This is a genomic window from Hydrogenophaga sp. UC242_50, assembly GCF_042697355.1.
GTDB lineage: Bacteria > Pseudomonadota > Gammaproteobacteria > Burkholderiales > Burkholderiaceae_C > Hydrogenophaga.
The window spans coordinates 4,369,461-4,394,023 of record NZ_CP170553.1 but is presented as its reverse complement, the minus strand read 5'-3'; the positions used below and the strand labels follow the sequence as shown (position 1 = coordinate 4,394,023).

21 protein-coding genes and 6 pseudogenes are annotated in these 24,563 nt (G+C 68.0%); 12 read left to right on the top strand and 15 right to left on the bottom strand.

Features of this window, described 5'->3' with window-relative positions; all coding sequences use genetic code 11:
- The first annotated feature begins 10 nt into the window (after nt 1-10).
- Nucleotides 11-972 (top strand): annotated as a pseudogene (locus ACFJGX_RS22455) (alpha-E domain-containing protein).
- On the opposite strand, the gene ACFJGX_RS22450 reads toward ACFJGX_RS22455, so the two are convergent.
- Both ACFJGX_RS22450 and ACFJGX_RS22445 read right to left on the bottom strand, forming a co-directional pair.
- Nucleotides 941-1,819, bottom strand: coding sequence for a LysR family transcriptional regulator (locus ACFJGX_RS22450; RefSeq protein WP_382327114.1), 879 nt, complete (start codon nt 1,817-1,819; stop codon nt 941-943). The pseudogene ACFJGX_RS22455 and the gene ACFJGX_RS22450 overlap by 32 nt on opposite strands.
- Nucleotides 1,820-1,951: 132 nt before the next feature.
- Entirely contained in the window at nt 1,952-2,221 is a 270-nt protein-coding gene (locus ACFJGX_RS22445) for a hypothetical protein (RefSeq protein WP_382327112.1), read from the bottom strand.
- Nucleotides 2,222-2,262: 41 nt separating this feature from the next.
- Here ACFJGX_RS22445 and ACFJGX_RS22440 point away from each other — a divergent pair, with 41 nt between their 5' ends.
- Nucleotides 2,263-2,844, top strand: coding sequence for a DMT family transporter (locus ACFJGX_RS22440; RefSeq protein ID WP_382327110.1), 582 nt, complete (start codon nt 2,263-2,265; stop codon nt 2,842-2,844).
- Between the two features lie 180 nt (nt 2,845-3,024).
- The gene (locus tag ACFJGX_RS22435; protein ID WP_382323775.1) at nt 3,025-3,858 is read left to right on the top strand and encodes a hypothetical protein; all 834 of its coding nucleotides are present in this window, start codon (nt 3,025-3,027) and stop codon (nt 3,856-3,858) included.
- A gap of 33 nt (nt 3,859-3,891) precedes the next feature.
- Here ACFJGX_RS22435 and ACFJGX_RS22430 read toward each other — a convergent pair.
- From ACFJGX_RS22430 to ACFJGX_RS22415, 4 genes and pseudogenes are all read right to left on the bottom strand, one after another.
- A pseudogene (locus tag ACFJGX_RS22430) lies at nt 3,892-5,002 on the bottom strand (porin).
- Between the two features lie 84 nt (nt 5,003-5,086).
- Nucleotides 5,087-6,119: pseudogene (locus ACFJGX_RS22425) on the bottom strand (Rieske 2Fe-2S domain-containing protein).
- 16 nt (nt 6,120-6,135) lie between these two features.
- Nucleotides 6,136-7,119, bottom strand: a complete 984-nt coding sequence (locus tag ACFJGX_RS22420; RefSeq protein WP_382323776.1) for a Bug family tripartite tricarboxylate transporter substrate binding protein — start codon at nt 7,117-7,119, stop codon at nt 6,136-6,138.
- Between the two features lie 26 nt (nt 7,120-7,145).
- Nucleotides 7,146-7,457, bottom strand: a complete 312-nt coding sequence (locus ACFJGX_RS22415; protein WP_382323777.1) for a recombinase-like helix-turn-helix domain-containing protein — start codon at nt 7,455-7,457, stop codon at nt 7,146-7,148.
- Nucleotides 7,458-7,824: 367 nt separating this feature from the next.
- On the opposite strand from ACFJGX_RS22415, the gene ACFJGX_RS22410 reads away from it, so the two are divergent.
- Nucleotides 7,825-8,157 (top strand): TetR/AcrR family transcriptional regulator, encoded by a 333-nt coding sequence (locus ACFJGX_RS22410; RefSeq protein WP_382327108.1) that lies wholly within the window; start codon nt 7,825-7,827, stop codon nt 8,155-8,157.
- Nucleotides 8,135-8,386 carry a hypothetical protein gene (locus ACFJGX_RS22405; RefSeq protein WP_382327106.1) on the top strand — a complete coding sequence of 84 codons (252 nt, stop codon included), beginning with the start codon at nt 8,135-8,137 and terminating at the stop codon, nt 8,384-8,386. Before ACFJGX_RS22410 ends, ACFJGX_RS22405 begins: the two co-directional genes overlap by 23 nt.
- Here ACFJGX_RS22405 and ACFJGX_RS22400 read toward each other — a convergent pair.
- Together ACFJGX_RS22400 and ACFJGX_RS22395 are read right to left on the bottom strand one after the other, a co-directional pair.
- Nucleotides 8,293-9,621, bottom strand: a complete 1,329-nt coding sequence (locus tag ACFJGX_RS22400) for an MFS transporter (RefSeq protein ID WP_382327104.1) — start codon at nt 9,619-9,621, stop codon at nt 8,293-8,295. The two genes, ACFJGX_RS22405 and ACFJGX_RS22400, sit on opposite strands and share 94 nt — an antisense overlap.
- Entirely contained in the window at nt 9,618-10,442 is an 825-nt protein-coding gene (locus tag ACFJGX_RS22395; RefSeq protein ID WP_382323779.1) for a nitrilase-related carbon-nitrogen hydrolase, read from the bottom strand. The genes ACFJGX_RS22400 and ACFJGX_RS22395 overlap by 4 nt, the downstream gene beginning before the upstream one ends.
- Before the next feature lie 97 nt (nt 10,443-10,539).
- Here ACFJGX_RS22395 and ACFJGX_RS22390 point away from each other — a divergent pair, with 97 nt between their 5' ends.
- On the top strand, nt 10,540-11,469 hold the full coding sequence (locus ACFJGX_RS22390) for a LysR substrate-binding domain-containing protein (RefSeq protein ID WP_382323780.1): 930 nt from the start codon (nt 10,540-10,542) through the stop codon (nt 11,467-11,469).
- Here ACFJGX_RS22390 and ACFJGX_RS22385 read toward each other — a convergent pair.
- Both ACFJGX_RS22385 and ACFJGX_RS22380 read right to left on the bottom strand, forming a co-directional pair.
- Nucleotides 11,447-11,827: a response regulator gene (locus ACFJGX_RS22385; RefSeq protein ID WP_382327102.1), complete on the bottom strand. Its 381-nt coding sequence runs from the start codon at nt 11,825-11,827 to the stop codon at nt 11,447-11,449. The two genes, ACFJGX_RS22390 and ACFJGX_RS22385, sit on opposite strands and share 23 nt — an antisense overlap.
- Nucleotides 11,828-11,855: 28 nt before the next feature.
- Nucleotides 11,856-13,868, bottom strand: coding sequence for an ATP-binding protein (locus ACFJGX_RS22380; protein ID WP_382327100.1), 2,013 nt, complete (start codon nt 13,866-13,868; stop codon nt 11,856-11,858).
- Between the two features lie 343 nt (nt 13,869-14,211).
- On the opposite strand from ACFJGX_RS22380, the gene ACFJGX_RS22375 reads away from it, so the two are divergent.
- On the top strand, nt 14,212-14,574 hold the full coding sequence (locus ACFJGX_RS22375) for a response regulator (protein WP_382159463.1): 363 nt from the start codon (nt 14,212-14,214) through the stop codon (nt 14,572-14,574).
- Between the two features lie 38 nt (nt 14,575-14,612).
- Here ACFJGX_RS22375 and ACFJGX_RS22370 read toward each other — a convergent pair whose 3' ends face one another.
- The gene (locus ACFJGX_RS22370; RefSeq protein ID WP_382323782.1) at nt 14,613-15,047 is read right to left on the bottom strand and encodes a hypothetical protein; all 435 of its coding nucleotides are present in this window, start codon (nt 15,045-15,047) and stop codon (nt 14,613-14,615) included.
- A 17-nt stretch (nt 15,048-15,064) separates the two neighbouring features.
- Between ACFJGX_RS22370 and ACFJGX_RS22365 the strand changes: the two genes are divergently transcribed.
- The 5 genes and pseudogenes from ACFJGX_RS22365 (at nt 15,065) to ACFJGX_RS22345 (ending at nt 19,551) form a co-directional block, all read left to right on the top strand.
- Nucleotides 15,065-15,559, top strand: coding sequence for a DUF421 domain-containing protein (locus ACFJGX_RS22365; RefSeq protein ID WP_382323783.1), 495 nt, complete (start codon nt 15,065-15,067; stop codon nt 15,557-15,559).
- Complete coding sequence (locus tag ACFJGX_RS22360; protein WP_382323784.1) at nt 15,552-16,124, top strand: cysteine hydrolase family protein; 573 nt, start codon at nt 15,552-15,554, stop codon at nt 16,122-16,124. The genes ACFJGX_RS22365 and ACFJGX_RS22360 overlap by 8 nt, the downstream gene beginning before the upstream one ends.
- A 90-nt stretch (nt 16,125-16,214) precedes the next feature.
- Entirely contained in the window at nt 16,215-16,520 is a 306-nt protein-coding gene (locus ACFJGX_RS22355; RefSeq protein ID WP_382323785.1) for a hypothetical protein, read from the top strand.
- A 99-nt stretch (nt 16,521-16,619) separates the two neighbouring features.
- Nucleotides 16,620-17,103, top strand: a pseudogene (locus ACFJGX_RS22350) (hemerythrin domain-containing protein).
- 35 nt (nt 17,104-17,138) lie between these two features.
- Nucleotides 17,139-19,551 (top strand): annotated as a pseudogene (locus ACFJGX_RS22345) (catalase).
- Between the two features lie 7 nt (nt 19,552-19,558).
- On the opposite strand, the gene mltB reads toward ACFJGX_RS22345, so the two are convergent.
- From mltB to ACFJGX_RS22325, 4 genes and pseudogenes are all read right to left on the bottom strand, one after another.
- Entirely contained in the window at nt 19,559-20,641 is a 1,083-nt protein-coding gene (gene mltB, locus ACFJGX_RS22340; protein WP_382323786.1) for a lytic murein transglycosylase B, read from the bottom strand.
- A pseudogene (locus tag ACFJGX_RS22335) lies at nt 20,638-22,655 on the bottom strand (transglutaminaseTgpA domain-containing protein). Before ACFJGX_RS22335 ends, mltB begins: the two are co-directional and overlap by 4 nt.
- On the bottom strand, nt 22,652-23,629 hold the full coding sequence (locus ACFJGX_RS22330; protein ID WP_382327098.1) for a DUF58 domain-containing protein: 978 nt from the start codon (nt 23,627-23,629) through the stop codon (nt 22,652-22,654). The pseudogene ACFJGX_RS22335 and the gene ACFJGX_RS22330 overlap by 4 nt, the downstream one beginning before the upstream one ends.
- On the bottom strand, nt 23,626-24,546 hold the full coding sequence (locus ACFJGX_RS22325; RefSeq protein ID WP_382323788.1) for an AAA family ATPase: 921 nt from the start codon (nt 24,544-24,546) through the stop codon (nt 23,626-23,628). Before ACFJGX_RS22325 ends, ACFJGX_RS22330 begins: the two co-directional genes overlap by 4 nt.
- Nucleotides 24,547-24,563 lie beyond the last annotated feature (17 nt).

The window sequence follows — 24,563 nt, the reverse complement described above, 5'->3', positions numbered from 1 at the left end:
GGGACACACCATGCTTTCGCGCACCGCCGACCACCTTTTCTGGATGTCCCGCTACACCGAGCGCGCGGAGAACACCGCCCGCATGCTGGACGTGAACTACCAGACCTCGCTGCTGCCGCAGTCCGCAGCCGTGGCGCAGGTGGGCTGGGAAGGGCTGCTCGCCATCAGCGAGCTGCTGTATCCCTACACGCAGAAGTACGGCAAGGAAATCACGCCACGCAACGTGCTCGACTTCATGGTGCGCGACGAGTCCAACCCGTCGAGCATCTACACCTGTCTGAAGGCCGCGCGCGAGAACGCGCGGGCCGTGCGCGGAGCTCTCACCACCGAATTCTGGGAAACGCAGAACCAGACCTGGCTGGAACTCACGCGCATGCTCAAGGGCAAGAACTTCGAGCGCGACCCGGGTGAATTCTTCGAGTGGGTCAAGTTCCGCTCGCACCTCTCGCGCGGTGCTGCGCCATCGGCACCATGCTGCAGGACGAGGCCTTCCACTTCTACCGCATGGGCACCTTCCTGGAGCGCGCGGACAACACCGCCCGCCTGCTGGATGTGAAGTTCCACGCGGTGCACAGCGACTTCTTCGGCGCCGCCAGCGAGCTCGATCAGGAGTACGACTTCTACCACTGGAGCGCCATCCTGCGCAGCGTGAGCGGCTTCGAGGTCTACCGCAAGGTGTACCGCGATGTGATCACGCCCGAGCGCGTGGCCGAGCTGCTGATCCTGCGCGCCGACATGCCACGCAGCCTGGCCGCCAGCCTCAACGAGGTGGTGAACAACCTCAGCGTGGTGTCCAACGACCACAGCGGCGAAACCTTGCGCCGCGCGGGCAAGCTCAAGGCCGATCTGCAGTACGCCCGCATCGACGAGATCCTCTCCACCGGCCTGCACGCCTTCCTCACGCAGTTCCTGGACCGCGTGAACGAGCTGGGTGGGCGCATCAGCCAGGACTTCTTGGTGCCTTCGCACTGAGCGTCTGCACCATCTGCTCGAACAGCGCGTCCACCGCGGGCAGGTGGCGCGAGGCCTGGCTGCGGTAGAGCGCCACGTCCATGAAGTCCAGGACCGGCAGGCCCTGTTTTTCGCCCAGGATGGCCAGGTGGGCCGGCGCGCTGCAGCGCGTGAGCACCGCCAGGGCGAGCCCACTTTCCACCGCCGCCAACTGCCCCGCGAGGCTGGAGCTGTTGTAGACCACGCGGTAGGCGCGCCGCTGCGCGTGGAGCGCGGCGATCACCGCGCGCCTCGCCTGGCTGGTGGCTTCGTAGACCGCGATCGGCAGGGGGTCGCGGCGCCACACCTCGAACTGCGGTGCGCCCACCCACACCAGCGGTTCCTGGAACAGCAGCGTGCCGCGCGTGGACTTGTCGCGCGAAATCAGCGCCAGATCGATCTCGCCGCGCTGCACCTTGGGAATGAGCGAGGTGGACTGTTCGCAGTCCAGCTCGATTTCCACGCCCGCGTGCCGCGCGGCGTAGCTGCGCAGCACGGGTGAGAGGTAGCTCACGGCGTAGTCGTCGGGCACGCCCAGGCGCACGCGGCCGCTGAGCACCGGCCCATGCAGGGCCTCCAGCGTTTCGGCGTGCAGGGCCAGCATGCGCCGCGCGTAACCCAGCAACTCGGTGCCGGTGGGCGTGAGTTCGAGGTGGCGCGGGCCGCGCAGCAGCACGGCGCGGCCCACCGCGTCTTCCAGCTTGCGGATCTGCATGCTCACCGCCGGCTGGGAGCGGTGCACCAGCGGCGCGGCGGCCGAAAGCGATCCGCCATCCACCACCGCCACGAAGGCGCGCAGCCAGTCCAGTTGCAGGTCGGTGTGGGTCATGGCGGTCGGCTCCAATATTCGATTGTCGAATGCATTGGATTCTATTTATCCGCTGTACAGATGGGGCATGCCCGCCGACCATCGGCGCATGAACTCCACGGCTTCCCTGTCCACGTCCCTCGGCGCCCACCCTCACGCCGCCGCGCGCGAACGCTCGGGCATGTGGCTCATGGTGGCGGGCGGCCTCATGCTCGGCACGCTGGGCATCTTTCTCGAAGAGGCCGGCCAGAGCCCGCTCACGGCGGTGTGGTTCCGCTGCGCCTTCGGTCTGCTCACGCTCACCGCCTGGTTCGCCGTCACCCGGCGCTGGCGGGAACTCAGGCTCAGCGGTGCAGCGCGCCTGGCGGCAGTGAGCGCGGGCGTGCTCGCGGTGGTCAACTGGATCCTGTTCTTCGAGGCCATCGAGCGCACCTCCATCGGCGTGCGCACCCGTGGTGGTGCACGTGCAGCCCTTTCTGGTGATGGCGTTCGGGGCCTTGTGGTGGAAGGAGCGCATCACGCGCGCGCAAGGCATCGCCACCTTCGCCTGCCTGATCGGCCTGGCGCTGGCCTCGGGCTGGGTCGACGGCGCGCTCACGGGCGCGGGCTGGTCGTCCAGCTACCTCTGGGGCATCGGCCTGGCGCTGCTCAACTCGGTGGGCTATGCCGCCCTCACGCTGATCGCCAACCGGGCGCGCGGCGTCACGCCACTGGCCCTGGCCTGGTGGCAGTGCGCCGTGGGCGCGGTGGTGCTGGTGTGGTGGCCCTTCGTGCACGGCTGGCCGCCGGCGGGGCCGGCCTGGGCCTGGCTCGCGGGGCTGGGCGCCATCCACACCGGCCTGGCCTACGTGGTGCTGTACGCCGGCGTGGCGCGCCTCAGCGCCGGGCGCGTGGCCGTGCTGCAGTTCGTCTACCCTGCCTCGGCCGTGGCGGTGGAATGGGCCGTGTACGGCCGGGCCCTGAGCCCCAGCCAGCTGGCTGGCGTGCTCATGATGCTGGTGGCCCTGGTGGTGGTGGGCACGCAACGGGCGGCGCGCCAGGCCTGAACCGTTGCGCGGAAAACCGCGCCATCGACTGCAAAAGTCACGCTCGCCACCGGCCCCCTGTCAGGCAAAAGGCCAAAAACGCCTATCCTGACTGTCAGGCCGGTCCAGGCCTTATCTCCCCGGGCCGGCCGTGATGCCAACGACGGAGGATGAATGGCCAGCGATCTGGATACGGTGAGGGTGCTCCGCGCCCTGTTCAACGACATGCCCAAGGCACCCCAGGGGCTCTCCCACGAGGAGACCATGGCCTGGGTGCAGCGGTCGATGGCCGACTTCGAGGGTGGCGACATGGCCTACATGATCGAACACATCACGCGAAGCTCCATGCTCGACATCGTGCTGCGCCTGCGCGAGGACGGTTACCTCAAGAACGACGCCGCCTTCACCGAGACCGTGGACCTGATCTCCACGCCCGACGGCCGCAAGACCTTCATGGACCGCTGCATCCAGGCGCAGAAGAGCGCCGATGCCACCTCGCGCCTCATCCACCGCGCCAAGCGTTCGTGGTCCGATCCCTTGCCCCTGTTCAGCTCGGACCCCGGCATGCTGGAGCGTTTCGTGCGTGGCGAACTCTCAGGCCCCGGCCCGCTGTTCGCCGAGTACAAGGCACGCGAAGACGTGCAGGAGATCGGCGTGTTCGCGCAGGCGCCCGACGGCATCCACGAGTTTTCCTGGGGCTTCGTGGTGGAAGACCAGGGCGCCTGGATCTTTTACATCGCCGATGTCTGGCGCAAAGGCACCGTCGGCAGCTTCGACCGTTTCCTCAGCGCCTGGCAGCAGTCCACCAGCGCCGCGTCCACCGAAAAACTGCCGCCGGTGCCCATGGGCCTGCTCATGGAAGACGGCATCAACACCTTCAGCAGCATGACGCTGCAGGCCGCCGGCCCCATGAGCAACCCGGCCCTGCGACGCTGGGTGGGTGAGGTGTTCATCGACCGCATGCTGCCCACCATGGCCGCGCGCGTGGTGGATGCGCAGTACGACTTTCCGCTGGTGGGCGCGCACGCGCACTGAAGCGCGCGCACTGGTTGGCGAAGGTGTGCCTGCTCAGAAGCTGTGCCGCACGCCGAACGCCACACCCCTTTGTGAGCCACCGGGCACCGGCGCGCCGCCCGGCTGCCCGCCACTGACCGACAGTGCCAGCGTGCCCTTGTTCTGGATGTGCCCGGCCGTTGCATAGACCGCCGTGCGCCGTGAGAAGCTGTAGGTGGCGCGCACGGCGGCGAGGGTGGCCCGGTTCACCGAGTCCTTGTAACGCAGGCTGAAGACCTCGCCGTCCACGAGCAAGGCCGGCGTGACCTGGTACGCCGCGCCGAGGTACCACAGATCGCTTTTGCCTTGGGTGGCGCTGGCGCCGTTGGCGCGGCGGACCAGGCCCCCGGCGAGCTTGAGGCCACCCAGTTTGACGTAACCGTTGGCGGAGGTGCGCCGGTCCGTCATGGCGCTGGAGTTGAGGCCGGCGAAGGCGCCGGTGCCGCCGCGCAGCTCGTCCACCGCGAGCGCGGTGCCCCAGGTGGCGGTGTCGTACTTCACCAGGGCCGACCATTCCCGGCAGGCCTTGCTGTCGTTCGGGTTTTCGCCGGCGCAGTTGGTGCCGGCCGGGCTGGGGCCTGCGTTCACCGCGTCCCGGCCCAGGCTGTAGCTGGCACCCAGCGTGAGGCCGGAGAAGGTGCCGCGGTAGGTGATGGCGTTGTCCGCGCGGGCGTTGGGGATGTAGCTGTCCAGCGAGCCCGAGCTGTAGAGGTTGGGGCCGAGGATGTCCGACTCCAGGATGGAATAGAACAGCATGGTGTATTGCCGGCCCAGGGATACCGTGCCCCATGGGCCCGAGAGCCCGACGAAGGCCTGGCGCCCGAAGGCGCGGCCGCCCTGATTGCGCAGCGCCGGTGTCGGGCGAGAACCCTGTTTCCAGCGTGAAGACCGTCTTGAGTCCCTGGCCCAGGTCTTCGGTGCCGCGAAAGCCGAGGCGGCTGGGCGCGCTGCCGGTCAGGGATGGCACGCGGGTCAGGCCGCCACCGCTGGGGGTCGCTTTCGTGACGTGTTCCACCGAGGCGTCAATGACGCCGTAGATCGACACCGTGCTCTGCGCGCTCACGGCGCCGCTCGCCAACAGGCAGGCACACGCGCTCAAACCGGCAAGAAAGGGGGGCTTTTTCATGGGGACTCCATTTTTTGGGCGAAGGGATGCCCGGGGGACCCGACGGGTCCCCGGACAGAGGGGGAACGGAAGAGGAGGAGCGGGTCAGGCCACGCTGGCGAGGCGCTGCGCGACCTGTTCCTGGGCGCGCTTTTCCATCAGGCGGCGGACCCGGACGATGCCGACGTCGTGCTGGTACAGCGTTTCCTGCGAGCGGGCGGACCGGGTCAGGTTCTCGATCACCTTGCGGTCCTGCTCGAGCACGTCCCAGTGCAGGCCTTCGAGCCGGTTGCGGTAGAGGAAGCGCCAGACGTGCCGGTCGAACCCGGAGGCCTTGCGGATGCGCCAGAAATAGACTTGGCAATGGGTCTCGTCGACCGGGGTGACGAAGCCCACGATGATGAACTGCGCAGCCTCCATGCTGCTTGCTGTACGGCACGGCCAGGCGCATCCACATCAGGCCCGACTCGCCGAACTCGACCCAGTCGAAGTTCACGCCGCGCTGGCCCACCTTTTCGACGATCAGGCCGGTGGCCGTCGGCCGCACCGTCATTTCGGCCTGCCGGTCGCCCTCGGCCATGGAATGGGACTGCGAGTGCAGGTAGGTGCCGTGCATGGGGTCCATGACGTTGTCGATCGCGTAACGGTGGTTGCACTTCCAGTTCTGCATGCAGAGGAAGCCGGAGTAGTCCTCGGCGGTCATCTCTTCGGGCAGTTCGAACGGGGCTGGCGCGTCCAGGCTGCCATCGCCGAACCAGAGGAAGATCGCGCCGTGGGCTTCCACCACGGGGTAGGACTTCAGGCAGGTCCGCCCGGTGAGCACGCAGTTCTGCATGGCCGGCACATCGACCACCTTGCCCTGGCCGTCCACCTCCACGCCGTGGTACCAGCAGGCCACCCGGTCGCCGAGGTTCCAGCCCAGCGACAGCCGCGCGCCGCGGTGCGGGCAGCGGTCTTCCACCGCGCGGACCTGGCCCTCGTCGTCGCGCCACAGCACGATCTCTTCGGACAGGCGGGTGATCCCGATGGGCGTGCCCGCCAGGCGGTAGCTCGGCAGTACCGGGTACCAGTAGTTCAACAGGCCACGCTCCACGCGCTGCGCGGCATCGGTTTTCAAAGTCGCTTCGTCCATGCTCATGGGGTGTTGGGGGTGTTCATTCATCGGCGGTGAAGCCGGAGGCCTTGACGACAGGCGCCCAGCGCTCGATGTCGGTCTTGACGAGGGAGGCGAGCGCCGCGGGCTTGAGCGTGAGCGGCTCCATCGAGAGCTTGTCCAGGCTCGCGATGTACTCGCTGGAGTTCACGACGCTGGTGATCCGGGTGTTCCATTGCTCCACCAGGGCCTGAGGCAGGCGAGGGGGCGCGAACACGCCCAGCCAGGTGTCGGCCTGCACATTCGGATAACCCAGCTCCACCATGCACGGTGTCTCGGGCAGGTAGCGCGAGCGCTTGGCGCCGAAGGTCGCGATCGGCCGCAGGCCACCCGAGGCCTTGAAGGGCAGGGCTTCGCCCACGGCGTTGAAGCTCGCGGCCACATGCCCGCCCACCAGCGCCTGCAGCGCGGGCGCGCTGCCCCTGAAGGGCACGTGGGTCATCTGCACCCCCGTGGCCTGGCTGAACATCACGCCCAGCAGGTGCAGCACCCCACCGGGGCCCGACGAGGCGTAGTCGGCCTTGTCCGGGTGGGCCTGCATCCATTTCACGAGCTCGGGCACGGTGTTCACGCTCGACGGCACCATGGGTCCCACGCTGAGCACCAGCTCCGAGCGCGCGCAGGCGGCCACGGCCGTGAAGTCCTGCAGCGGCTGGTAGGCCAGCTTCTTGTAGATGTGCGGAAAGATCGTGAGGGGAAAGTCGGGCGTGAGCAGCAAGGCGCTGCCGTCGGCCGGCGCGCGCTTGATGTGCTCCAGCGCCAGGCGGCCGGCCACGCCTGCCTTGTTGTCGACGACCACGGGCTCGGGGGTGTGCGCGCGCAGCTGGCTCGCCATCAGGCGCGCCAGCAGGTCAATGCCTCCCCCCGCGGGGAAGCCGACGATGAGCTGCGTGGGGCGGGCCGATTGCGCGAAGGCGCCGGCGGGAGCGGCCAGGGCCATGCCGGCCAGCATCAGCTCGCGCCGGGTGATGTCGTGGGATTTCATGGGGTGTTCTTTCGGATCGATGGGGGTCAGACCGCCAGGCGTTCGAGCACGGCGCACAAGGTCTCGGGCGTCCATGCGCTGCCATCGGGTTGCAGCAGGTTTCTCGCGTTGAGCGCTTCGGCGAAAGCCTCGGGCGAGCGGCCGTCGTCGGCGTAGATCTGCACGATGGCCGCGGCCAGGGCCTGTTCCTCCTCAGACGGTTCGCTGGGACGGCTTTGCCATCGCAGGTTGTCCTCTTCGCCCGGTTGAAAGATCAGGCCGTTCCCGGCGTCCTTGGACCGCGTGGCGGTTCTGGCGCTGAGGAGATGGGGGTTGAAGGTGATCGCAACGACAGACATTTGGGGGGACATTCAGCAGAGGGTTGAAGTTCTTTTAATTCCTACAAATAGGAATTGAGCGGATGCTAAGACCCTGGCGGAACGCCTGTCAACCCGAAATGACAATCCCTACATGCAGTGTGGATATTTCCTTTTCATGGGAATTAATGCCGCCGGCCTTCGATGCGGGGCGTGCCGCGCGCGAAGTGTTCCTAGAATGGCGTGATGAAGGACAACGACACCCCCACGCCCCGTCGACGGCGCAAGGAGCCGCGCCGCACAGCGGGCCGGCCCGCTTCCAGCAGCGGCGTGGGCAAGGAGAAGATCGTCGAAGCGGCGCTCGCGCTGTTGCGCCACAAGGCGCCGGAGGCGCTGACGGTGGTGGAGGTTGCGCAGTGCCGCGAAGGTGGACCCGGCGCTGATCCGCTACTACTTCGGCACGAAGAAGGGCCTGCTGCGGGCCGCGGCGGTGGGCCTGCTGGACGACATCCAGGAACGCAGCCGGCTCGTGCTGGACGAGCCGGGGCCCTTGCGCCACCGCATCCGCACGCGCCTGCAGATGCTGATCGATTCACTGCAGCGCAACCCGCAGTTCATGAATCTGGTGCTCAAGGAGATCTACTCCGATGAAGAGGCCCAGATGGAGGTGGGGGACCTCAACACGGTGGCGAAAACGGGGGCTGGCGTTGACGCAGTTCGTGCTCAACCCCATCCCCGGTGACAAGCCGGCGCGCGAACTGGACGCGCGCTACCTGCACGTCGCCATTCTGGGCATGTGCACCTTCTTCATGGATGCCCAGCCCATGCTCGCGGTGCTCTTCAAGGAGCGGCCGGGCAGCGATGCCCTGGTGCGGGGCTACATCGAGTTCGCCACCGAGTTGCTGGCGCAGGGCATCGAGGAGGCTAGTCCGTCAGCGAGCGCCGGTAAGTCTCGGGCAGGAAGAGCGTGACGCACAGCACCACGACGGACACCGCGGCCAGGTAGGCGGCCGGGGCCAGCTTGGACTGCGTCGGCCAGCACCAGGTAGGTGCCGACAAAGGGCGCGGTGCCGCCGAAGATGGTGTACGCCAGGTTGTAGCTGATGGCTGATGCGCTGAAGCGCGTCTTGGTCGGGAACAGCTCGAGCAGCGTGATGCCCAGCGGGCCGGCGAACGAGCCCATGCCGATGGCCAGCAGCGATTGCGCGAGCGCCGCGTGGAACAGCGTGCCTTCGCCGGCCAGCATGTAGGCCGGGACGCAGACGATGGCGTTGAACAGCAGGCTGACCACCATCACCGGTTTGCGCCCCACCTTGTCCGACACGAAGCCGCTCGCGATCATCGTGAGGAAGGCGACGGTCATGGCGATGCCGTTGGAGATCAGCGAGTCGCTGCGGCTCATGCCCACCGTGACGGTGAGGTAGGACACGAAGTAGCCCGCGAGCGTGTAGAAGGTCAGGCTGGAGAACGCGGCCAGCGCGAAGCTGAAGCCCATGGCCTTCTTCTGGTCGCGGATGGCGTCCGACACCGGCGTGGTCGAGATTTCCTGCTTGGCGCGCGCCACCTCGAAAGCCGGCGATTCATCGACGCGGTTGCGGATGTACAGGCCCACCAGCGCGAGCGGGCCGCTGATCAGGAAGGGAATGCGCCAGCCCCAGCTCTCGTACACCTCGCTGCCCAGCAGGCTGGTCACGGCGAGGATGATGAGCGCGGCCGCCACGGGCGGCAGGTTGGCGAAGGCGTAGGTGAAGGCCACGTGCAGGCCGCGGCGCCCCGGTGGCGCGTGTTCGGCCACGAAGGAGTTGGAGCCGATGGTCTCGCCCGACGCCGACAGACCCTGGATCAGGCGCAGCACCACGAGCAGGATGGGCGCCGCGATGCCGATCTGCGCGTAGGTGGGCAGCACGCCGATGCCGACGGTGGCGCCACCCATCATCAGGATGATGGCGGAGAGCACCGCCTTGCGGCCGAAGCGGTCGCCCAGGCTGCCGAAGATGAAGCCGCCCAGCGGGCGCATGACGAAGCCCACGCCGTACACCGCGAAGGCCGAGAGCAGGGCGGTGGCCGGGTCGGTGGTGGGGAAGAACAGCTTGGCGATGATGGTGGCCGAGTAGGCGTAGATCACGAAGTCGTACCACTCGACGAACTGGCCGAGCGATGCCGAATAGAGCACCTTTTTCTGGGATTGCGGTTGCTGGTTGTTCATGTGTTGTTGTCTCCGGAGGAATTGAGGGCGATCTGGTAGCGGCGGTGTTCGAGGCAGGGCAGGTCCTTGCGCACATCGCGCAGGCGCTCGGGCAGCACGTCGACCGTCACGACGCCCTCGGCGGCCGCGATGCCGCCGATCACCAGGCCCGAGGGGTCGATGCCCATGCTCATGCCCACGGAAGTGGGCGGCGGCTGGCACGAGGCCAGCACGTAGCAGGTGTTCTCGATGGCGCGCGCGCGCAGCAGGGTCTCCCAGTGCAGCTCTTTGAGGCTGCCGGCGATCCAGCCCGCGCCGTAGAGCAGCACGTCGGCGCCCTTGTCCACCGCGATGCGCGAGATTTCGGGGAAGCGCAGGTCGTAGCAGTTGAGGATGGCGAAGCGCACGCCGCCCACGTCGGCCACATACACCTCGTCGTGCGCAGGCAGCAGCTGGCCGTGCCGGTTCTTGTCGGACTCCTTGAAGCTGAACGCATCGTAGAGGTGCAGCTTTTCGTAGCGGCCCTTGAGTTGCCCATCGGCACCCAGGTGCACGAAGGTGTTGCGCGTGCGGTGGCGATCGAGCGGCTCGTACAGGCCGACGAACACGTCGATCGCGTGCGCCTTGGCGCTGGCGCCTACCTCGTCGATGAAGCGGGCCGCCTGCTGCCCGGCGAAAGCGACCAGCTCTTCGCGCGAGGACTCGTAGGCGACCATGCTGGCTTCGGGAAAGCAGATCAGCTGGGCGCCGCTGGCGGCGGCGGTCGCGATGTGGCTGCGTATTGTGCGCAAGTTGCTCTCAATGTCGCGCACGCTCTTGAACTGGGAAACGGAGGCTTTCATGAATTCTTGTGGTGGATCTGGTGGGCGTGAATGCTAGTTTTGGCCCCCGGCCCAGTCCAATACCATTTGATCCCTCATTGATAGAATTCCGGCATCAATGAAGACCTACCCCAGCCTGCGGCGGCTTCAGCAGTTCCGCCACCTCAGCGCCACGCTGAACTTCCGCAAGTCGGCCGAAGCGCTGCGCATCGCGCAGCCCGCGCTCAGCCGTTCCATCAAGTTGCTGGAGGAGGAGCTGGGCTTCCCGCTCTTCGTGCGCACGACGCGGTCGATGGAGCTGACCCCGGCCGCCGCCCATCTGCTCGGACAGCTCGATGCGGTGTTCGACGGCCTGCACCAGGCCGTGCGCGAATCGCGCCGCCTGGCCGGCAGTTCGAGCAAGCGCAAGCTGCTGATCGGCTACTCGGCCCAGGCCGCCAACAGCGCCATGCCGGAACTGCTGTTCAGCTTTGGCGTGGGCTTCCCCGATGTGGAGCTCAACCTGTTGCAGGCACCGTCCGAGCGCCTGTTCGCCGAGATCGTCGCGGGTGATCTGGACGCGGCCTTCCTGCTGCTGCCGGCATCGCTGGCGCCGTCGCCTTCACTGGACCGGGTGCTGGTGGACTCGCAGCCCATCGTGGCCTTGTGCCGCGTGGGTCATCCGCTGGCGCGCAAGCGCAAGCTGCACTTGCAGGACCTGCGGGACGAGGGCCTGATCATCGGATCGCCGGGCCGCTGGGGCACCTTCCGCGAACTGCTGTTTGCGCTGTTCGAGCGCCACGCCTTCAAGCCCCGGGTGGTGTACGAGCCCGACGACACACCGATCCTGCTGGAGTCGGTGGCGCGCAGCACCCACGTGGCGCTCTACGGTGGCGGCATCGTGGGCAAGCTGCCGGCCAGCATCGTGGCGATTCCGCTGGCGCACGACGACGCCTGCCTGCAGACCCACCTGCTGTGGCGAACGCCGACGGAGGGCGCACTGGCCGAGCTGGTGGACTTCGTGCGCGCCGGCCTCCCCGCCCGCGTCACGGGCTCAGCAGGGCCTTGACCCGGCTGGACAGCACCGAGATCTCGAAGGGCTTGGTCAACACGGCCATGCCCGGGTCGAGGTGCCCATTGCCGACCGCGGCGTTGTCGGCATAGCCGGTGATGAACAGCACCTTCAGGCCCGTTCGCTGGATGCGGGCCGCGTCGGCCACCTGACGGCCGTTCATGCCCCCGGGCAGGCCGACGTCGGTGATGAGCAGGTCGATGCGCGCCTCGCTGTCCAGAATCTTCATGGCCGCGGGGCCCGTATCGGCCGTGAGCACGTGGTAACCCGAGTCGGTCAGCACCTCCTCGATCGTGACGCGGATGCCCCATTCGTCCTCGACCACCAAAATGGTTTCGCCATCGCCCGCCTGCATGGGCGCGGGCCGTGGTGCTTCCTCCTCGTCAACACCGGGGCCGAGGTAGCGGGGGCAGGTAGAGGCACATCGTCGTGCCCATGCCCACTTCGGAGTACACCCGCACCTGCCCGCCGGACTGGCGCACGAAACCGTAGACCATGGACAAGCCCATGCCGGTGCCCATGCCCAGGGGCTTGGTGGTGTAGAAAGGGTCGAAGATGCGCTCGATGACGTCGGCGGACATGCCCGTGCCCGTGTCCGTCACGCACAGCGACACGTATTGCCCGCGCGGCAGGCTGCGCTCGCCGGCGGCGCGCTCGTCCAGCCACTTGTTCGCCGTCTCGATGGTCAGACGGCCTCCCTCGGGCATGGCATCGCGCGCATTGATGCAGAGGTTCAGCAGCGAGTTCTCGAGCTGGGACGCATCGGCCTTGGTGAACCACAGGCCGCCGGCGCCGACCACCTCGATGTCGATCAAGGGCCCCATGGTGCGGCGGATCATGTCCTCCATGCCCTGCACCAGTCGGTTGGCGTCGATGGGTTTGGGATCGAGCGTCTGGCGGCGCGAGAACGCCAGCAGCCGGTGGGTGAGCGCGGCGGCGCGGCGGATGGAATCCTCGCTCATGCCGATGTAGCGCTCCAGCCCGTCCGTCGTGCCCTGGGTCAGCCGCATCTTCAGGATCTGCAGGCTGTTGCTGATGGTGCCGAGCAGGTTGTTGAAGTCGTGCGCCAGGCCGCCCGTGAGCTGGCCGATGGCCTCCATCTTCTGCGCCTGGCGGAAGTGGGACTCGATCTCCATCAATTCGGCGGTGCGTTGCTCGACCTTCTGCTCCAGTGTCTCGTTCACCTCCCTGAGGCGGGCTTCACTTTCCTGCAAGGCGATGTGCCCTCGGGCGCGCTCCACCGACACGCGGGTGCGCTGGCCCACTTCGCGGATCAGGGAGAGTTCCTCCGCCTCCCATTCCCGGACCTGGTCGCAGTTCACGAAGAACACGGCGGCCAGCCGACCGTTTTCCATGATGGGCACGTTGACGAACGAGCGCGCGGATTTGGATTCGAGGGCCTCGGCCGCGAAGGCGGTGCGCGCATCGAGGCGCACGTCGGCGATGGCGATGAACTCGCCCAGCTTGAGGCTGTCGATGAAGGCGCCGTAGTCGCGCAGCCGCGTCGTGCCGGCCAGGCTGTCCACGCCGGGCGCGGCCCAGTCGCGATCGACCGTCAGTGTCTCCGTGGCGTTGTCGATGCTGCCGTATCCCACGCGGCTGGCCTTGAGCGCATCGCCAAGGATTTCGGAGGCCGCGTGCGCGAGCTCCACCGGCGTTGACAGGGCCGCCAAACGATCCCCCAGCACCGTCAGGCAGTCCCGCTTCATTTCGGCCTGCACCCGGTCCGTGACATCGATCCCTTCCACGAAGATCCCGTCGACCTCGCCGGCCTCGTTCCTCAGGGGCTGGAACACGAAGTCGAGATAGCGTGTGTTGACCGGGCCGCCGGGTTCGGCCTGCGCCGCGTACCGGGCGCCCCGCGCCGAATGCGCCTGCCCGCTGGCATACACCTCGTCGAGCAGCTGGAGGTACCCCTGTTCCACCGCGTCGGGCAGCGCCTGTGCCACCGTCTTGCCGATCACGTCGCGGTGGCCCACCAGCTTGAGGTAGTTGGGGTTGACCAATTCGATGACATGCGAGCTTCCCCGCAGCATGGTCATGAACGACGGGGCTTGCTGGAACAGCTGCGCCATCCGCTCCCGTTCGCTGTGCACCTTGCGAAGGGCTTGCACCTTGGCGGTGGTTTCGACCACGATGGCCATCACGCCCACCGGCTGGCCGCTCAGGTCGAGCAGCGGCGAGTAGTCCAGGTTCATCCAGACCTGCTCGGCACGGTTGTGGCGGTGCAGGATCAACTCCTGGTCTTCGAACCGCAGGTGGCCGCCGGCCAGGCACACCGTCATGACGTGATCGTTGAAGTCCGCCACTTCTGGCCAGCCCTTGCGCACCTCCGAGCCCAGCAACTGAGGGTGGCGCAGACCCGAGAAGTGGGAGTAGGCGTCGTTGTAGACCATGAACCCCCCGCTCGCCCCAGAGCATGACGATGGGCACCTGGGAACGCAGCATCAAGGCCGTGGCCGCTTTCACGTGGTCGCGCCATTGGTCGATCGGGCCAAGCCCGGTCGATGCCCAGTCGAACCCGGCGATGAGCCGGGCGAGCTCTCCGCCACCGGATAGAAATGGAGGGGGTTCCGGGCTCGCAGCTTCCATGGACGATTCCATTCAAGAACGACGCTGGCCCGGGCCGGGCAGGAGGGGGTGGACGCCGGCACATCGGCCCGCGCGTGCGAACGTCCGGCGAAAGGCATTATGCTGTCGCGCGAGCGGGCCCGTCGGGTCACCACAGGCACAACAGCCATGACAAACCAGGACCTGGACATATTGATCGTCGACGACTCGCGGGATGCCGCGGACTCGTTGACCACGCTGATGACCCTCATGGGGCATCGCGCGAGGGCGGCGTACAGCGGCCAGGAGGCGCTCGAGGTGGTGGGGCATTCGCTGCCGCTGTGCGTCATGCTCGACGTGCACATGCCGGACATGGACGGCCTGGAACTGGTCCGTGCGCTGCGCCAGCAATGCGGCGACAACCTGGTGCTCATCGCGGTGACCGGCTCGGACCATGACGACGAGCTGGCGGCCGAAGTGTTTTCGTTGGTGGACTACCACTTCACCAAGCCCGTTTCGGCCGAGGCGCTGGCCAAGGTGCTGCAGGCGTAGCCTTTCGCTGGCGGGCCGCATCCCCGGCCGCGATGCCATCACGACGGGCTTTCCGTTTTCAGGGCGCCGCGGATGTTCATGCCGGCCAGCCCGATCTGCAGGGCAATGAGCGCGTACGCGCTCGCATGCCAACCCCAGGCGACCCACAGGGCGTTGCTGGCCAGGAACAGCCAGAAGCCGGCATGGCGCCGCCCGGCGCTGCGCGAGGCCACCAGCCAGGACGCCAGCAGCGTTACCAGCATGGCGGGCCATTGCATGAGGTCGAGCAAATCCATGGTTCTCCGGACGGTTGGTGCGCGTGATGGTGCCTGTCTGCGGCCGATCCGACTGTTCGCCATGACACACAGCTTCGAGCGGTAAAAAGCGCTCCCGCCGTCTTGGATCAGCAAAATTTGCCGCAAGCGCCCGAGGTGCTGCTCAACGGTCGACCTGCGCGTTCCGGGAATGCCATTTGCTCTGACCTGGGCATTCATCGTGAGGCGAGGTGTCCATGTTCGAGCTTTCCACTGCCTGGTGGGAGTTGCCCGCCAGGGCCGCGATCATCTATGCGGTGTTGTTGCTGCTGGTGCGCCTCTCCGGCAAGCGCACCGTGGGGCAGTTCACGCCGTTCGACCTCCTGGTGGTGATGCTGCTGAGCGAGTCGGTGTCGGCGGGGCTGAGTGGGGGCGAGGAGTCGGTGACCGGTGGACTGCTTGCTGCCGCGACCCTGATCGCCCTGAATATGCTGGTGGCGGTGGTGACCGCCCGCAGTACCAGGCTGCAAGCCCTGGCCGAGGGCGAGCCTGTGCTCATTGGCCGCGATGGGCGGATTCACTCCCGCACCCTCAGGCAGCACCATGTGCCCATGCTGGATGTGGAACGAGCACTGCGTGAGGCCGATTGCGACCTGAAGGACATGAAGTACGCCTTTCTGGAGGCCGATGGCGGCATCAGCGTGTTGAAAGACTCGTCCGGCGAGGTGGGGCAAGGGAGGGGCGATGGGTGAAGCGGAACTGCCACGAAGCCGGCGCGCCCTGCTGCTGATCGACTTCATCAACCCGTTGGACTTCCCCGAAGCCGACGAACTCGCCGGGCCCGCGTTGCTGGCAGCCAGGGCGGCTCGCCAACTCGCCAGCGCGGCCCGCGCGCGAGGCATTCCGGTGATCTATGCCAACGACAACTTCGGCCGCTGGCGCTCCGATTTCCCCACCCTGGTGAAGCGCCTGGCGCAGGGCCAGGGCGTCAGCGCGTCCATGGCGCGGCTGTTGCGCCCGCAGCGCGGCGACCTCACCGTGTTGAAACCGATGCACTCCGCCTTCTTCGGCACGCCCCTGGACATCCTGCTCGACCAGATCGGCGCCCGCTCCCTGGTGATGGCGGGGCTGGCGACCGACATCTGCATCCAGCTGACGGCCGCCGATGCCTTTCTGCGCGGCCTCAAGGTGCACGCGCCCGAGGACTGCACGGCGGCCGAGACGGATGAGAAGAAGGCGGCGGCGCTGGCCTACATGCGCGACATCCTCAAGTGCGACACACGCCCCTGGCAGCGCCTGCGCTGGCAGCCCGGTTGACACGGCGCGGGCACGCGCCTTGCCCAAAGAGATTTGCGTTCGATCCATCGCGATCGCCGCAATTCTTTCAACACATGCAGGAGCAACGACATGGCATCGAACAACCAGGGCCAGCAAGGCCAACAGCAGGGCCAGCAAGGCCAGAACCAGCAGGAACAAGGCCAGCAGGGCCAGAATCAGCAGGGCCAGAACCCAGGTCAGCGCCCGGGCCAGCAAGGCGGGCAGCAAGGCGACCAGAGCAACCCGGCAGGGCAGCGCGAGCAGAGCAACCCCGGCGGCTCCGACCAGCAAGGCCGCAAGGAAGTCAACCCGTCCCAACAGCAGGACGGTTCGCGTCCCGGTGCCCGGGAGCAGGACGATGGCACCCGCCGCCCGGGTGACAACAACGCTTCATAACCGCTGATGCAGTGCACCCACCCTGCCCAGCTGGGCCGGGTGGGGTTTTGCTTCTCTCGATCAAAACATCCATCCCCACACCGAAATCAGGAGCCCTCCATCGCCACCACCCGAACCGAAGCAGACGCATGCACCCTGTTGGACACCGACCACAAGGCGGTCAAAAAGATGTTCAAGACCTACGAGGAGCTTGCCGGCTCCAAGGCGCGTGGCGCCGCGCAGAAGAAACTGGAGCTGGCACACCAGATCTGCCAGGAACTCACGGTGCACGCCACCGTCGAGGAAGAAATCTTCTACCCCGCGCTGCGTGAAGCCTTGAAAGAGACCGACATCCTGGCCGAAGCCGAGGTGGAGCACGCGGGTGCCAAGGACCTGATCGCCCAGATCGAAGCCATGGAAGAAGCCGACGAGATGTTCGACGCCAAGGTCAAGGTGCTGGGCGAGTACATCGACCACCACGTGAAGGAAGAGCGCAACGAGATCTTCCCCAAGGCCAGGGCGGCCAAGTCGCTGGACCTGGTTGCGCATGCGCGACCAGTTGATGGCGCGCAAGGAGGCGCTCATGGGCGCTGAAGTCGCCTGACCGTCCAATCGCTCAACTTTTCTCGAAAGCCCACTGTGCCTAAATCCAAATCCCCCGACTCCGGCCGCGCCAACCCGGAGGCGAACAGCGCTCCCCGGGCCGCGGCCCGCAACACCGACAGTGGGCCTTCCCAAGTCCAGCCTGCGAACGATCCTGCCGTGCTCAAGGCGGTCCACACCGGCCAGTTGGCCGAGGGCATGCCGTTCAACGCCAACAAGGCCGGCGAACACGGTTTCGACAACGGGCTGGCGGTGCAGCCCGGCATCACGGTCGATGCGCCATCCCGCCTGCCCACGGGCAGCACCCTGTCGGAGGAGAACCACTCCGACAAGACCGGCAGCGTCGCGGCCGAAGGCATCAACTGGGCCATCGAGTCGTTGGACCGCGTGCGAGTGGACTCGTCGGGCCAGGTGCTCACGACCAACCAGGGCGTGCCCATCGCGGACAACCAGAACTCGTTGAAGTACGGCGTGCGTGGTCCAGCGCTGCTGGAGGATTTCATCCTGCGCGAAAAGATCACGCACTTCGACCACGAGCGCATTCCCGAACGCATCGTGCACGCACGCGGTTCGGGCGCGCACGGCTTCTTCGAGTGTTACGACGCGCTGACCGACATCACCAAGGCCGCGCCCTTCAAGGAAGCCGGCAAGGTCACGCCGGTGTTCGTGCGCTTCTCCACCGTGCAGGGCGAGCGAGGGTCCAAGGACACCGCCCGCGACGTGCGCGGCTTCGCGGTGAAGTTCTACACCGACGAAGGCAACTGGGACCTGGTGGGCAACAACATGCCGGTCTTCTTCATCCAGGACGCGATGAAGTTCCCGGACCTGGTGCACGCCGTGAAACCCGAGCCGCATCACCAGATGCCGCAGGCGGCCAGCGCGCACGACACCTTTTGGGACTTCGTGTCCCTGATGCCCGAGTCCACCCACATGCTGATGTGGGCCATGTCCGATCGCGGCATTCCGCGCAGCTACGCCACCATGCAGGGCTTTGGCGTGCACACCTTCCGCATGGTCAATGCCGAAGGCGATTCGGTGTTCGTGAAGTTCCACTGGAACCCGGTCTACGGCACGCACTCGCTGGTCTGGGACGAGGCGGTGAAGATTTCCGGCGCCGACCCCGACTACCACCGTCGCGACCTGTGGGAACGCATCGAGGCGGGCGCCTTCCCCGAGTGGGAGCTGGGCCTGCAGATCTTCACCGAGGAGCAGGCCGATGGCTTCAGCTTCGACGTGCTGGACCCGACCAAGATCGTGCCCGAGGAGCTGGTGCCGGTGCGCCCGGTGGGCCGCATGGTGCTCAACCGCAACCCCGACAACTTCTTCGCCGAGACCGAGCAGGTGGCCTTCTGCGCGGCGCACATCGTGCCAGGCCTCGACTTCTCGAACGACCCGCTGCTCGCCGGCCGCATCCATTCGTACGTGGACACGCAGATCAGCCGCCTGGGTGGACCCAACTTCCACGAGATCCCGATCAACTCGCCGCTGGCGCCGGTGCACAACAACCAGCGCGACGGCATGCACCGCCAGGCCATCCACCGGGGGCGCGTGAACTACGAACCGAATTCGCTGGCCGGTGGCTGTCCCTTCCAGGCCGGCGCCGCTCAGGGTTTCGTGTCGGTGCCGGCGCGCATCCAGGCCAAGGAAGAGCAGGGCAAGGTCCGCGCCAAGCCCGAGAAGTTCGCCGACCACTACACGCAGGCCACGCTGTTCTTCGAGAGCCAGAGCCCGGTCGAGCAGGCCCACATCGCGGCGGCGTTCCGTTTCGAACTCTCCAAGGTGACGGTGCCCGCGATCCGCGAGCGCATGGTGGCCTCGCTGCGCAACGCTTCGGAGTCGCTGGCGGCGCAGGTGGCCGAAGGCCTGGGCATGGCGGCGTTGCCTGCGCCGATGCCGCGCGCGCTGGACAACCCGCCCAAGCCCGAGGTGAGTCGCTCGCCCCCGCTCTCGCTGCTCGCGCGGCCGGGAGACGGCTCGATCAAGGGCCGCAAGGTGGCGCTGCTGGTGGCCGATGGCGTGAACGGCCAGAGCGCGGTCGACGTGCATGCGATGCTGTTCGCGCAGGGCGCGGTGCCGCGCTTCGTGGCGCCACGCATCGGCCCGGTGAAGACCGCGGACGGTGTCGCGATCGATGCCGATGCCTCGCTCGAGAACGAGCCCGGTTTCCTGTTCGATGCGCTGGTGCTGCCCGACGGCGACGAGGGTGTGCGCACGCTCTCGCTCGATGCGCAGCACCATGGAGTTCATCAAGGACCAGTACCGCCACTGCAAGACCATCCTGGTGCTGCCCGCGTCCGTCACGCTGCTGGAAGCGGCGGGTGCGTCCGCCACGCTGCCTTCGGGCGAAGCCGATCCGGGCGTGGTGCAGGGTGGTGATGTGGCGACCTTCATCGCGGCCATCGCCAGGCACCGCCATCCCGAGCGCGAGACAGACCCGCCTCGGGTTTGATGACGCCTCAGCGCTCGCCGACCAGCGCTTTCACCGCCTCGCCCAGCTCGATCACCGCCAGCGCGTAGTAGCTGCTCCAGTTGTAGCGCGTGACCACGTAGAAGTTCTCGGTGCCGGCGATGTAGCTGGACGGCGCGCCGGCGTTCTGCAACTCCACCAAGGCCAATTGGCCGGGGTGTTGCAGCGCGGGGCCGTCGAGCACCGCGCCCTTGGCGGTGAAGCTCTGCACACCGAAGCTGGGCAGGATGTCGGGTGCGAGCAAGGTCTCGAAATCTTCCTTGCTCTGGTTCGGGTCGAAGCGCACCGGGTAGTGCGTGGGCATGCCGGGCTGCCAGCCGAAGGCCTTGAAGTAATTGGCGACGGAGCCGATGACGTCGGCCTGGCTGTTGAAGAGATCGACCTTGCCGTCGGCGTCGAAGTCGATCGCGTACTTCACCCAGCTGCTGGGCATGAACTGCGGCCAGCCCATGGCGCCGGCGTAGCTGCCGAGGTACGTCAGCGGGTCGGTGGCGGTGCGCTCGGTGAGGCTGAGGAACTGTTCGAGTTCGCTGCGGAAGAACTCGGTGCGCGCGGCGGCGCGCGGGTGGCTGGCCGGGAAGTCGAAGGCCAGGGTGGTGAGCGCGTCGATGACGCGGAAATTGCCGGTGTGCTGGCCGTACAGCGTCTCCACGCCGATCACGCCGACGATGAGGCTGGCGGGCACGCCGAACTCGGTCTCGGCGCGCGCCAGCGTTTCGCGGTTGGCTTCCCAGAAGCGCTGGCCGGCGCGCAGGCGCACGGGCTCGATGAAGCGCGCGCGGTAGGCGGCCCAGTTCTTGGGCACGCCGCTGGGCGCGGGCTGCATGAGGCGGATGACGGTGGGGATGCGCTGGGCCGCGCCGATTTGCTGGCGCACCCAGGCCGGGTCGAGGTTGCGGCGCTCGGCGAGGTCGGTGGCGAAGGCCATGGCGGCCGCGCTTTGCGCGTAGCTGTAGGCGGGTGCCTTGGCCGGGTTGGCCGGGCGCGCTTTTGCGGGCGACTGGGCCAGGGCGCTGGCGCTCAGGCACAAGGCCAGGGCGGACGAGGAGAGGAGGCAGGCGAGGGCGTTCAACGGGGGTCTTTTCGGGGCCAGGCCAGCTGCCGGAATTCGGTTTGCAGCGTGCCAGGGTGGGGGTGTCAGCGGCGCCCGGGCGGCCGTACCGCTGGGCTTCGAGTTGCAGCAGCCATTGTGCAACGCGCCGCGCCGCGTCCGAGGCGCCCCAGTGCTGTCGCACGCGCTGGGCGAGTTCGCGCGGGGGCGTGCGGTCGCTGCTGTCCAGGCCTTGCGCCTTGAGGCGCGCGCGGGCGCGCTGCAGCAGGCGCAACCAGGGGTCGTGCTGCTGGCGCTCCCACAGTGTCCAGGCCGCGCCGATCAGGCTCACCAGCACCACCACACCGATCAGCACGTAGGCCAGGTCCGCCCAGCTGGGCGAGCGAAAGCCCAGGTTCTTGAGCAGGTCGAGCTGGCGGCCCTGGGTGTAGTTCAGCACCCACTGGTTCCAGCTGTTGTTCATCGCCTCCCAGGCCGCGCGCAGCCGGGCAGCGATGTTGGGGTTGAGGTTGCGGATGGCGCCGGCGATGGCGCCTTCGGGCGCGCTCAGCCGCTGCAGCGAGCCGACGCGCCCGGGCGCGACCGCCGCGGTGGGGTCCACGCGCACCCAGCCCTGGCCGGCCTGCCAGACCTCGGCCCAGGCGTGGGCGTCGCGCTGGCGCACGGTCCAGTAGCCGTCGACGCCGTTCATCTCGCCGCCCTGGTAGCCGGTGACGATGCGCGCGGGAATGTCGAGCGCGCGCATGAGGATGACGAAGCTGCTGGCGATGTGTTCGCAGAAGCCCTGGCGGCGGTCGAACCAGAATTCGTCGGCGGTGTGCTGGCCGTACACGCCGGGCTCGAGCGTGTAGAGGTAGCCGCCGGTGCGCAGGCGCTCCAGCACCGCCGCCACGAGCCGGGGTGTGGCGTCGGGCCCTCTGCCGTGTTCGCGGCGCAGCTGCTGTGCGAGTTCGAGCGTGCGCGGGTTGTAGCCGGGCGGCAGCGCCATCTGTTCCTGCAAGGCGGGGGTGAGGGCCAGCGGGCCGTGGCGGAACGTGGTGTGGCTCACGGCGCTGAAACGCACCAGGCTGCCCATGGGGCGGTCGGTGAGCCATTGCAGTTCGCTGGTCATGCGCACGCGCACATCGGGCAGTTCGGGCGCCTGCGTGGCGGCTTCCAGCAGGAACAGCCAGGGCCGGCGGTGCGGCTCCATGGTCACTTCGTAGCGCACAGGTTCGCCCGAGACCGTGAGCTCGCTTGCCAAGGCCTGGCGCGGCGGGAATTCGGCGCGCGCGGGGCGCCATTCCACGCCATCGAAGGCGCTGAGCACGGGGCCGCGAAAGTACAGCTGGCTTTGCGGCGGTGGAGATCCCTCGAAGCGCAGGCGCAGGGCGATGCTGTCGTCCAGCACCAGTTCGGCGATCTGGCCCACGCGCATCGTGCTGGACAGGCCGCTGCGTCCCCGGTCGTCGGCGGGCACGCCCCACAACGGCGAGAGGCGCGGGAACAGCAGGAACAGCACCAGCATGATGGGCGCGCCCAGGGCCGCCATGCCCAAGGCGATGCGCGCGGCCTGCGCCAGCGAAGGCCGCCCCACCGGCATGTGGGCGTTCACCAGCGCGGTGAGCAGGCCCAGCAGCGCGATCAGGATGCCCGCCGCCGTGAGCAGCGACTGCGAGTAGAAGAAGTGCGTGAGCAGCGTGAAGAAGGCCAGGAAGAACACCACGAAGGCGTCGCGCCGCGCGCGCATCTCCAGCGTCTTGAGCGAGAGCAGCACCACGACGAGCGTGACGCCCGCGTCCTGGCCCAGGAGCGTGCGGTGGGTGGCCCAGGTGGCCGCGAGCGTGAGGGCCAGCAGCCCCAGCCGCCAGGGCCAGCCGGGCAGCGGCAGGCCGCGCAGCGCGAGGGTGGCGCGCCACACCAGCACACCCGCCGTGAGCGCGCTGCACCACCAGGGGATGTGGGCGACCTGCATGGCGACCACCCAGCCGACCACGGCGAGCAGGAACAGCGTGTCGCGGGTCTCACGCGGCAGGGCGGAGAGGGTTTTGTTCAGCACAGCGCCAGCGCCTCCAGGCAGCGCGCGCGGTGCGCCGGGCCCTGGTCGGGCGCGATTTCGCGACCCGGCACGCGCAGGCCGTAGTCCAGCCCCAGGCGGTCGGCCATCAGCACCCAGGCCGTCAGGCGCGAGAGGCGCGCTTCCAGTTCACTGTGGCCACATTGCGCGTGGTCCAGCCAGAGCTGCTGGCGCTGGGTGGAGAGCGCGTCGCGGCTCACGAGTTCGTCGCGCCCGGCCGCGAAGGTCTGGGCGGCCTTCTTCCACACCACGGCCTTGATGGGGTCGCCCCGGCGGTAGGCGCGCACGCCGTCGAATTCGCCCGTGCTCTGCACGCGCGCGCTGCCCGAACTGCCGGCCTGGGGTTCGCCCGGCGGCAGCGGCGGCGGGTGGCTTTCGGGCTCGGGGTAGACCAGCACGGGGGCGGCCGGGCGCCACACCGTCCACACGCGGAAGGTGCCCAGCGGGAACAGCGTGAGCGCGGTGAGGGCCGGCAGCGCATGCAGGCCGCGCCCGGGCACCGGCCAGGCCACCTGCAGCGTGGTGCTGCCCTGCGCGGGCACGTCCGTCCAGGCCAGCGGCGCGTGCGCCAGGTCGGCGCCGATCACACCCAGGCCCAGGCCGTAGCGGATGCGAGGGCGTTCGCTGGTGAGGCGGATGTCCAGCGCGGCGGCCTGGCCGGCGTGCACCGGGTCGGGTGGGTTCAGGTGCAGGGTGGTGCCGCGCAGGTTGCCGTGGCACACGTGCATGCCCACCACCGCGCTGCCCGCGAGCAGGAAGGTGAGCAGGTAGCCCAGGTTGAGTTGGTAGTTGATGCTGGCCACGAGCAGCAGCAGCAGCGTGAGCGCGAGCATCCAGCCCGCGCGCGTGGGCAGGATGTAGACGTTGCGCTGGGTCAGCGTGAGGGTGTCGCGCCGCGGCAGGCGGTTGTGCCACCAGGACTGGATGCGGGCGCGAACCGGGGGGAGCTTCACGGCAAGGGAATCGCTTCCAGCATGGCACGCACCTGTTCCACCGGGCCGCGCCCTGCGTCGCGCACCGGCGTGAGGCGGTGGGCCACCGTCTGCGGCAGGATGGCGGCGATGTCGTCCGGGGCCACGTAGTCGCGCCCGCTCAGGTAGGCCTGGGCCTTGGCCGATCGCACCACGGCCAGCGCGGCGCGCGGCGACAGGCCTTGGGCGAACCAGCGCCCGCTGCGCGTGGCGCCCACGATGTCCTGCAGGTACTCCAGCACCGGCTCGGCGGTGTGTACCTGGCTCACGGTGTGCTGCAGGCTGGCCAGGTCGGCCGGCGTGAGCGCGGGTGCCAGGCGGTCGAGCATGTCGCGCCGGTCCTGGCCGCGCAGCAGCTCGCGCTCGGCCGCGCGGTCGGGGTAGCCGATCGACAGCCGCATGTGAAAACGGTCCAGCTGCGATTCGGGCAGGGCGTAGGTGCCGAGCTGGTCGTGCGGGTTCTGCGTGGCGATCACGAAGAAGGGCTCGGGCAGGGCGCGCGTCTCGCCTTCCACCGTGACCTGCTTTTCTTCCATGGCCTCGAGCAGCGCGCTCTGGGTCTTGGGGCTGGCGCGGTTGATCTCGTCGGCCAGCAGCACCTGGGCAAAGACCGGGCCGGGGTGGAAGACGAAGTCCTCGCGGCCGCGCTCGTAGATGGACACGCCGATGAGGTCGCTGGGCATGAGGTCGGCGGTGAACTGCACGCGCGAGAACTGCAGGCCGAAGGAGCGCGCCAGCGCGTGCGCCAGGGTCGTCTTGCCGACGCCCGGCACGTCCTCGATCAGCAGGTGTCCGCCGGCCAGCAGGCAGGCCACGCAGTCCGAAACCTGCTGCGGTTTGCCCACGATCACCGTGTTAAGCTGACTCAGCAGCAGTTGGATTCTTGTGTCGGCTTGCATGCCGCGAACCATACCGT

What these genes read in the sequence shown, in the direction of transcription:
- ACFJGX_RS22450 (WP_382327114.1), bottom strand. Translation starts at nt 1,819, where the DNA reads ATGACCCACACCGACCTGCAACTGGACTGGCTGCGCGCCTTCGTGGCG.
- ACFJGX_RS22445 (WP_382327112.1), bottom strand. Translation starts at nt 2,221, where the DNA reads ATGGCCTCGAAGAACAGGATCCAGTTGACCACCGCGAGCACGCCCGCG.
- ACFJGX_RS22420 (WP_382323776.1), bottom strand. Translation starts at nt 7,119, where the DNA reads ATGAAATCCCACGACATCACCCGGCGCGAGCTGATGCTGGCCGGCATG.
- ACFJGX_RS22415 (WP_382323777.1), bottom strand. Translation starts at nt 7,457, where the DNA reads ATGTCTGTCGTTGCGATCACCTTCAACCCCCATCTCCTCAGCGCCAGA.
- ACFJGX_RS22400 (WP_382327104.1), bottom strand. Translation starts at nt 9,621, where the DNA reads ATGAACAACCAGCAACCGCAATCCCAGAAAAAGGTGCTCTATTCGGCA.
- ACFJGX_RS22395 (WP_382323779.1), bottom strand. Translation starts at nt 10,442, where the DNA reads ATGAAAGCCTCCGTTTCCCAGTTCAAGAGCGTGCGCGACATTGAGAGC.
- ACFJGX_RS22390 (WP_382323780.1), top strand. Translation starts at nt 10,540, where the DNA reads ATGAAGACCTACCCCAGCCTGCGGCGGCTTCAGCAGTTCCGCCACCTC.
- ACFJGX_RS22385 (WP_382327102.1), bottom strand. Translation starts at nt 11,827, where the DNA reads ATGCAGGCGGGCGATGGCGAAACCATTTTGGTGGTCGAGGACGAATGG.
- ACFJGX_RS22380 (WP_382327100.1), bottom strand. Translation starts at nt 13,868, where the DNA reads ATGGTCTACAACGACGCCTACTCCCACTTCTCGGGTCTGCGCCACCCT.
- ACFJGX_RS22375 (WP_382159463.1), top strand. Translation starts at nt 14,212, where the DNA reads ATGACAAACCAGGACCTGGACATATTGATCGTCGACGACTCGCGGGAT.
- ACFJGX_RS22370 (WP_382323782.1), bottom strand. Translation starts at nt 15,047, where the DNA reads ATGAATGCCCAGGTCAGAGCAAATGGCATTCCCGGAACGCGCAGGTCG.
- ACFJGX_RS22365 (WP_382323783.1), top strand. Translation starts at nt 15,065, where the DNA reads ATGTTCGAGCTTTCCACTGCCTGGTGGGAGTTGCCCGCCAGGGCCGCG.
- ACFJGX_RS22360 (WP_382323784.1), top strand. Translation starts at nt 15,552, where the DNA reads ATGGGTGAAGCGGAACTGCCACGAAGCCGGCGCGCCCTGCTGCTGATC.
- ACFJGX_RS22355 (WP_382323785.1), top strand. Translation starts at nt 16,215, where the DNA reads ATGGCATCGAACAACCAGGGCCAGCAAGGCCAACAGCAGGGCCAGCAA.
- ACFJGX_RS22325 (WP_382323788.1), bottom strand. Translation starts at nt 24,546, where the DNA reads ATGCAAGCCGACACAAGAATCCAACTGCTGCTGAGTCAGCTTAACACG.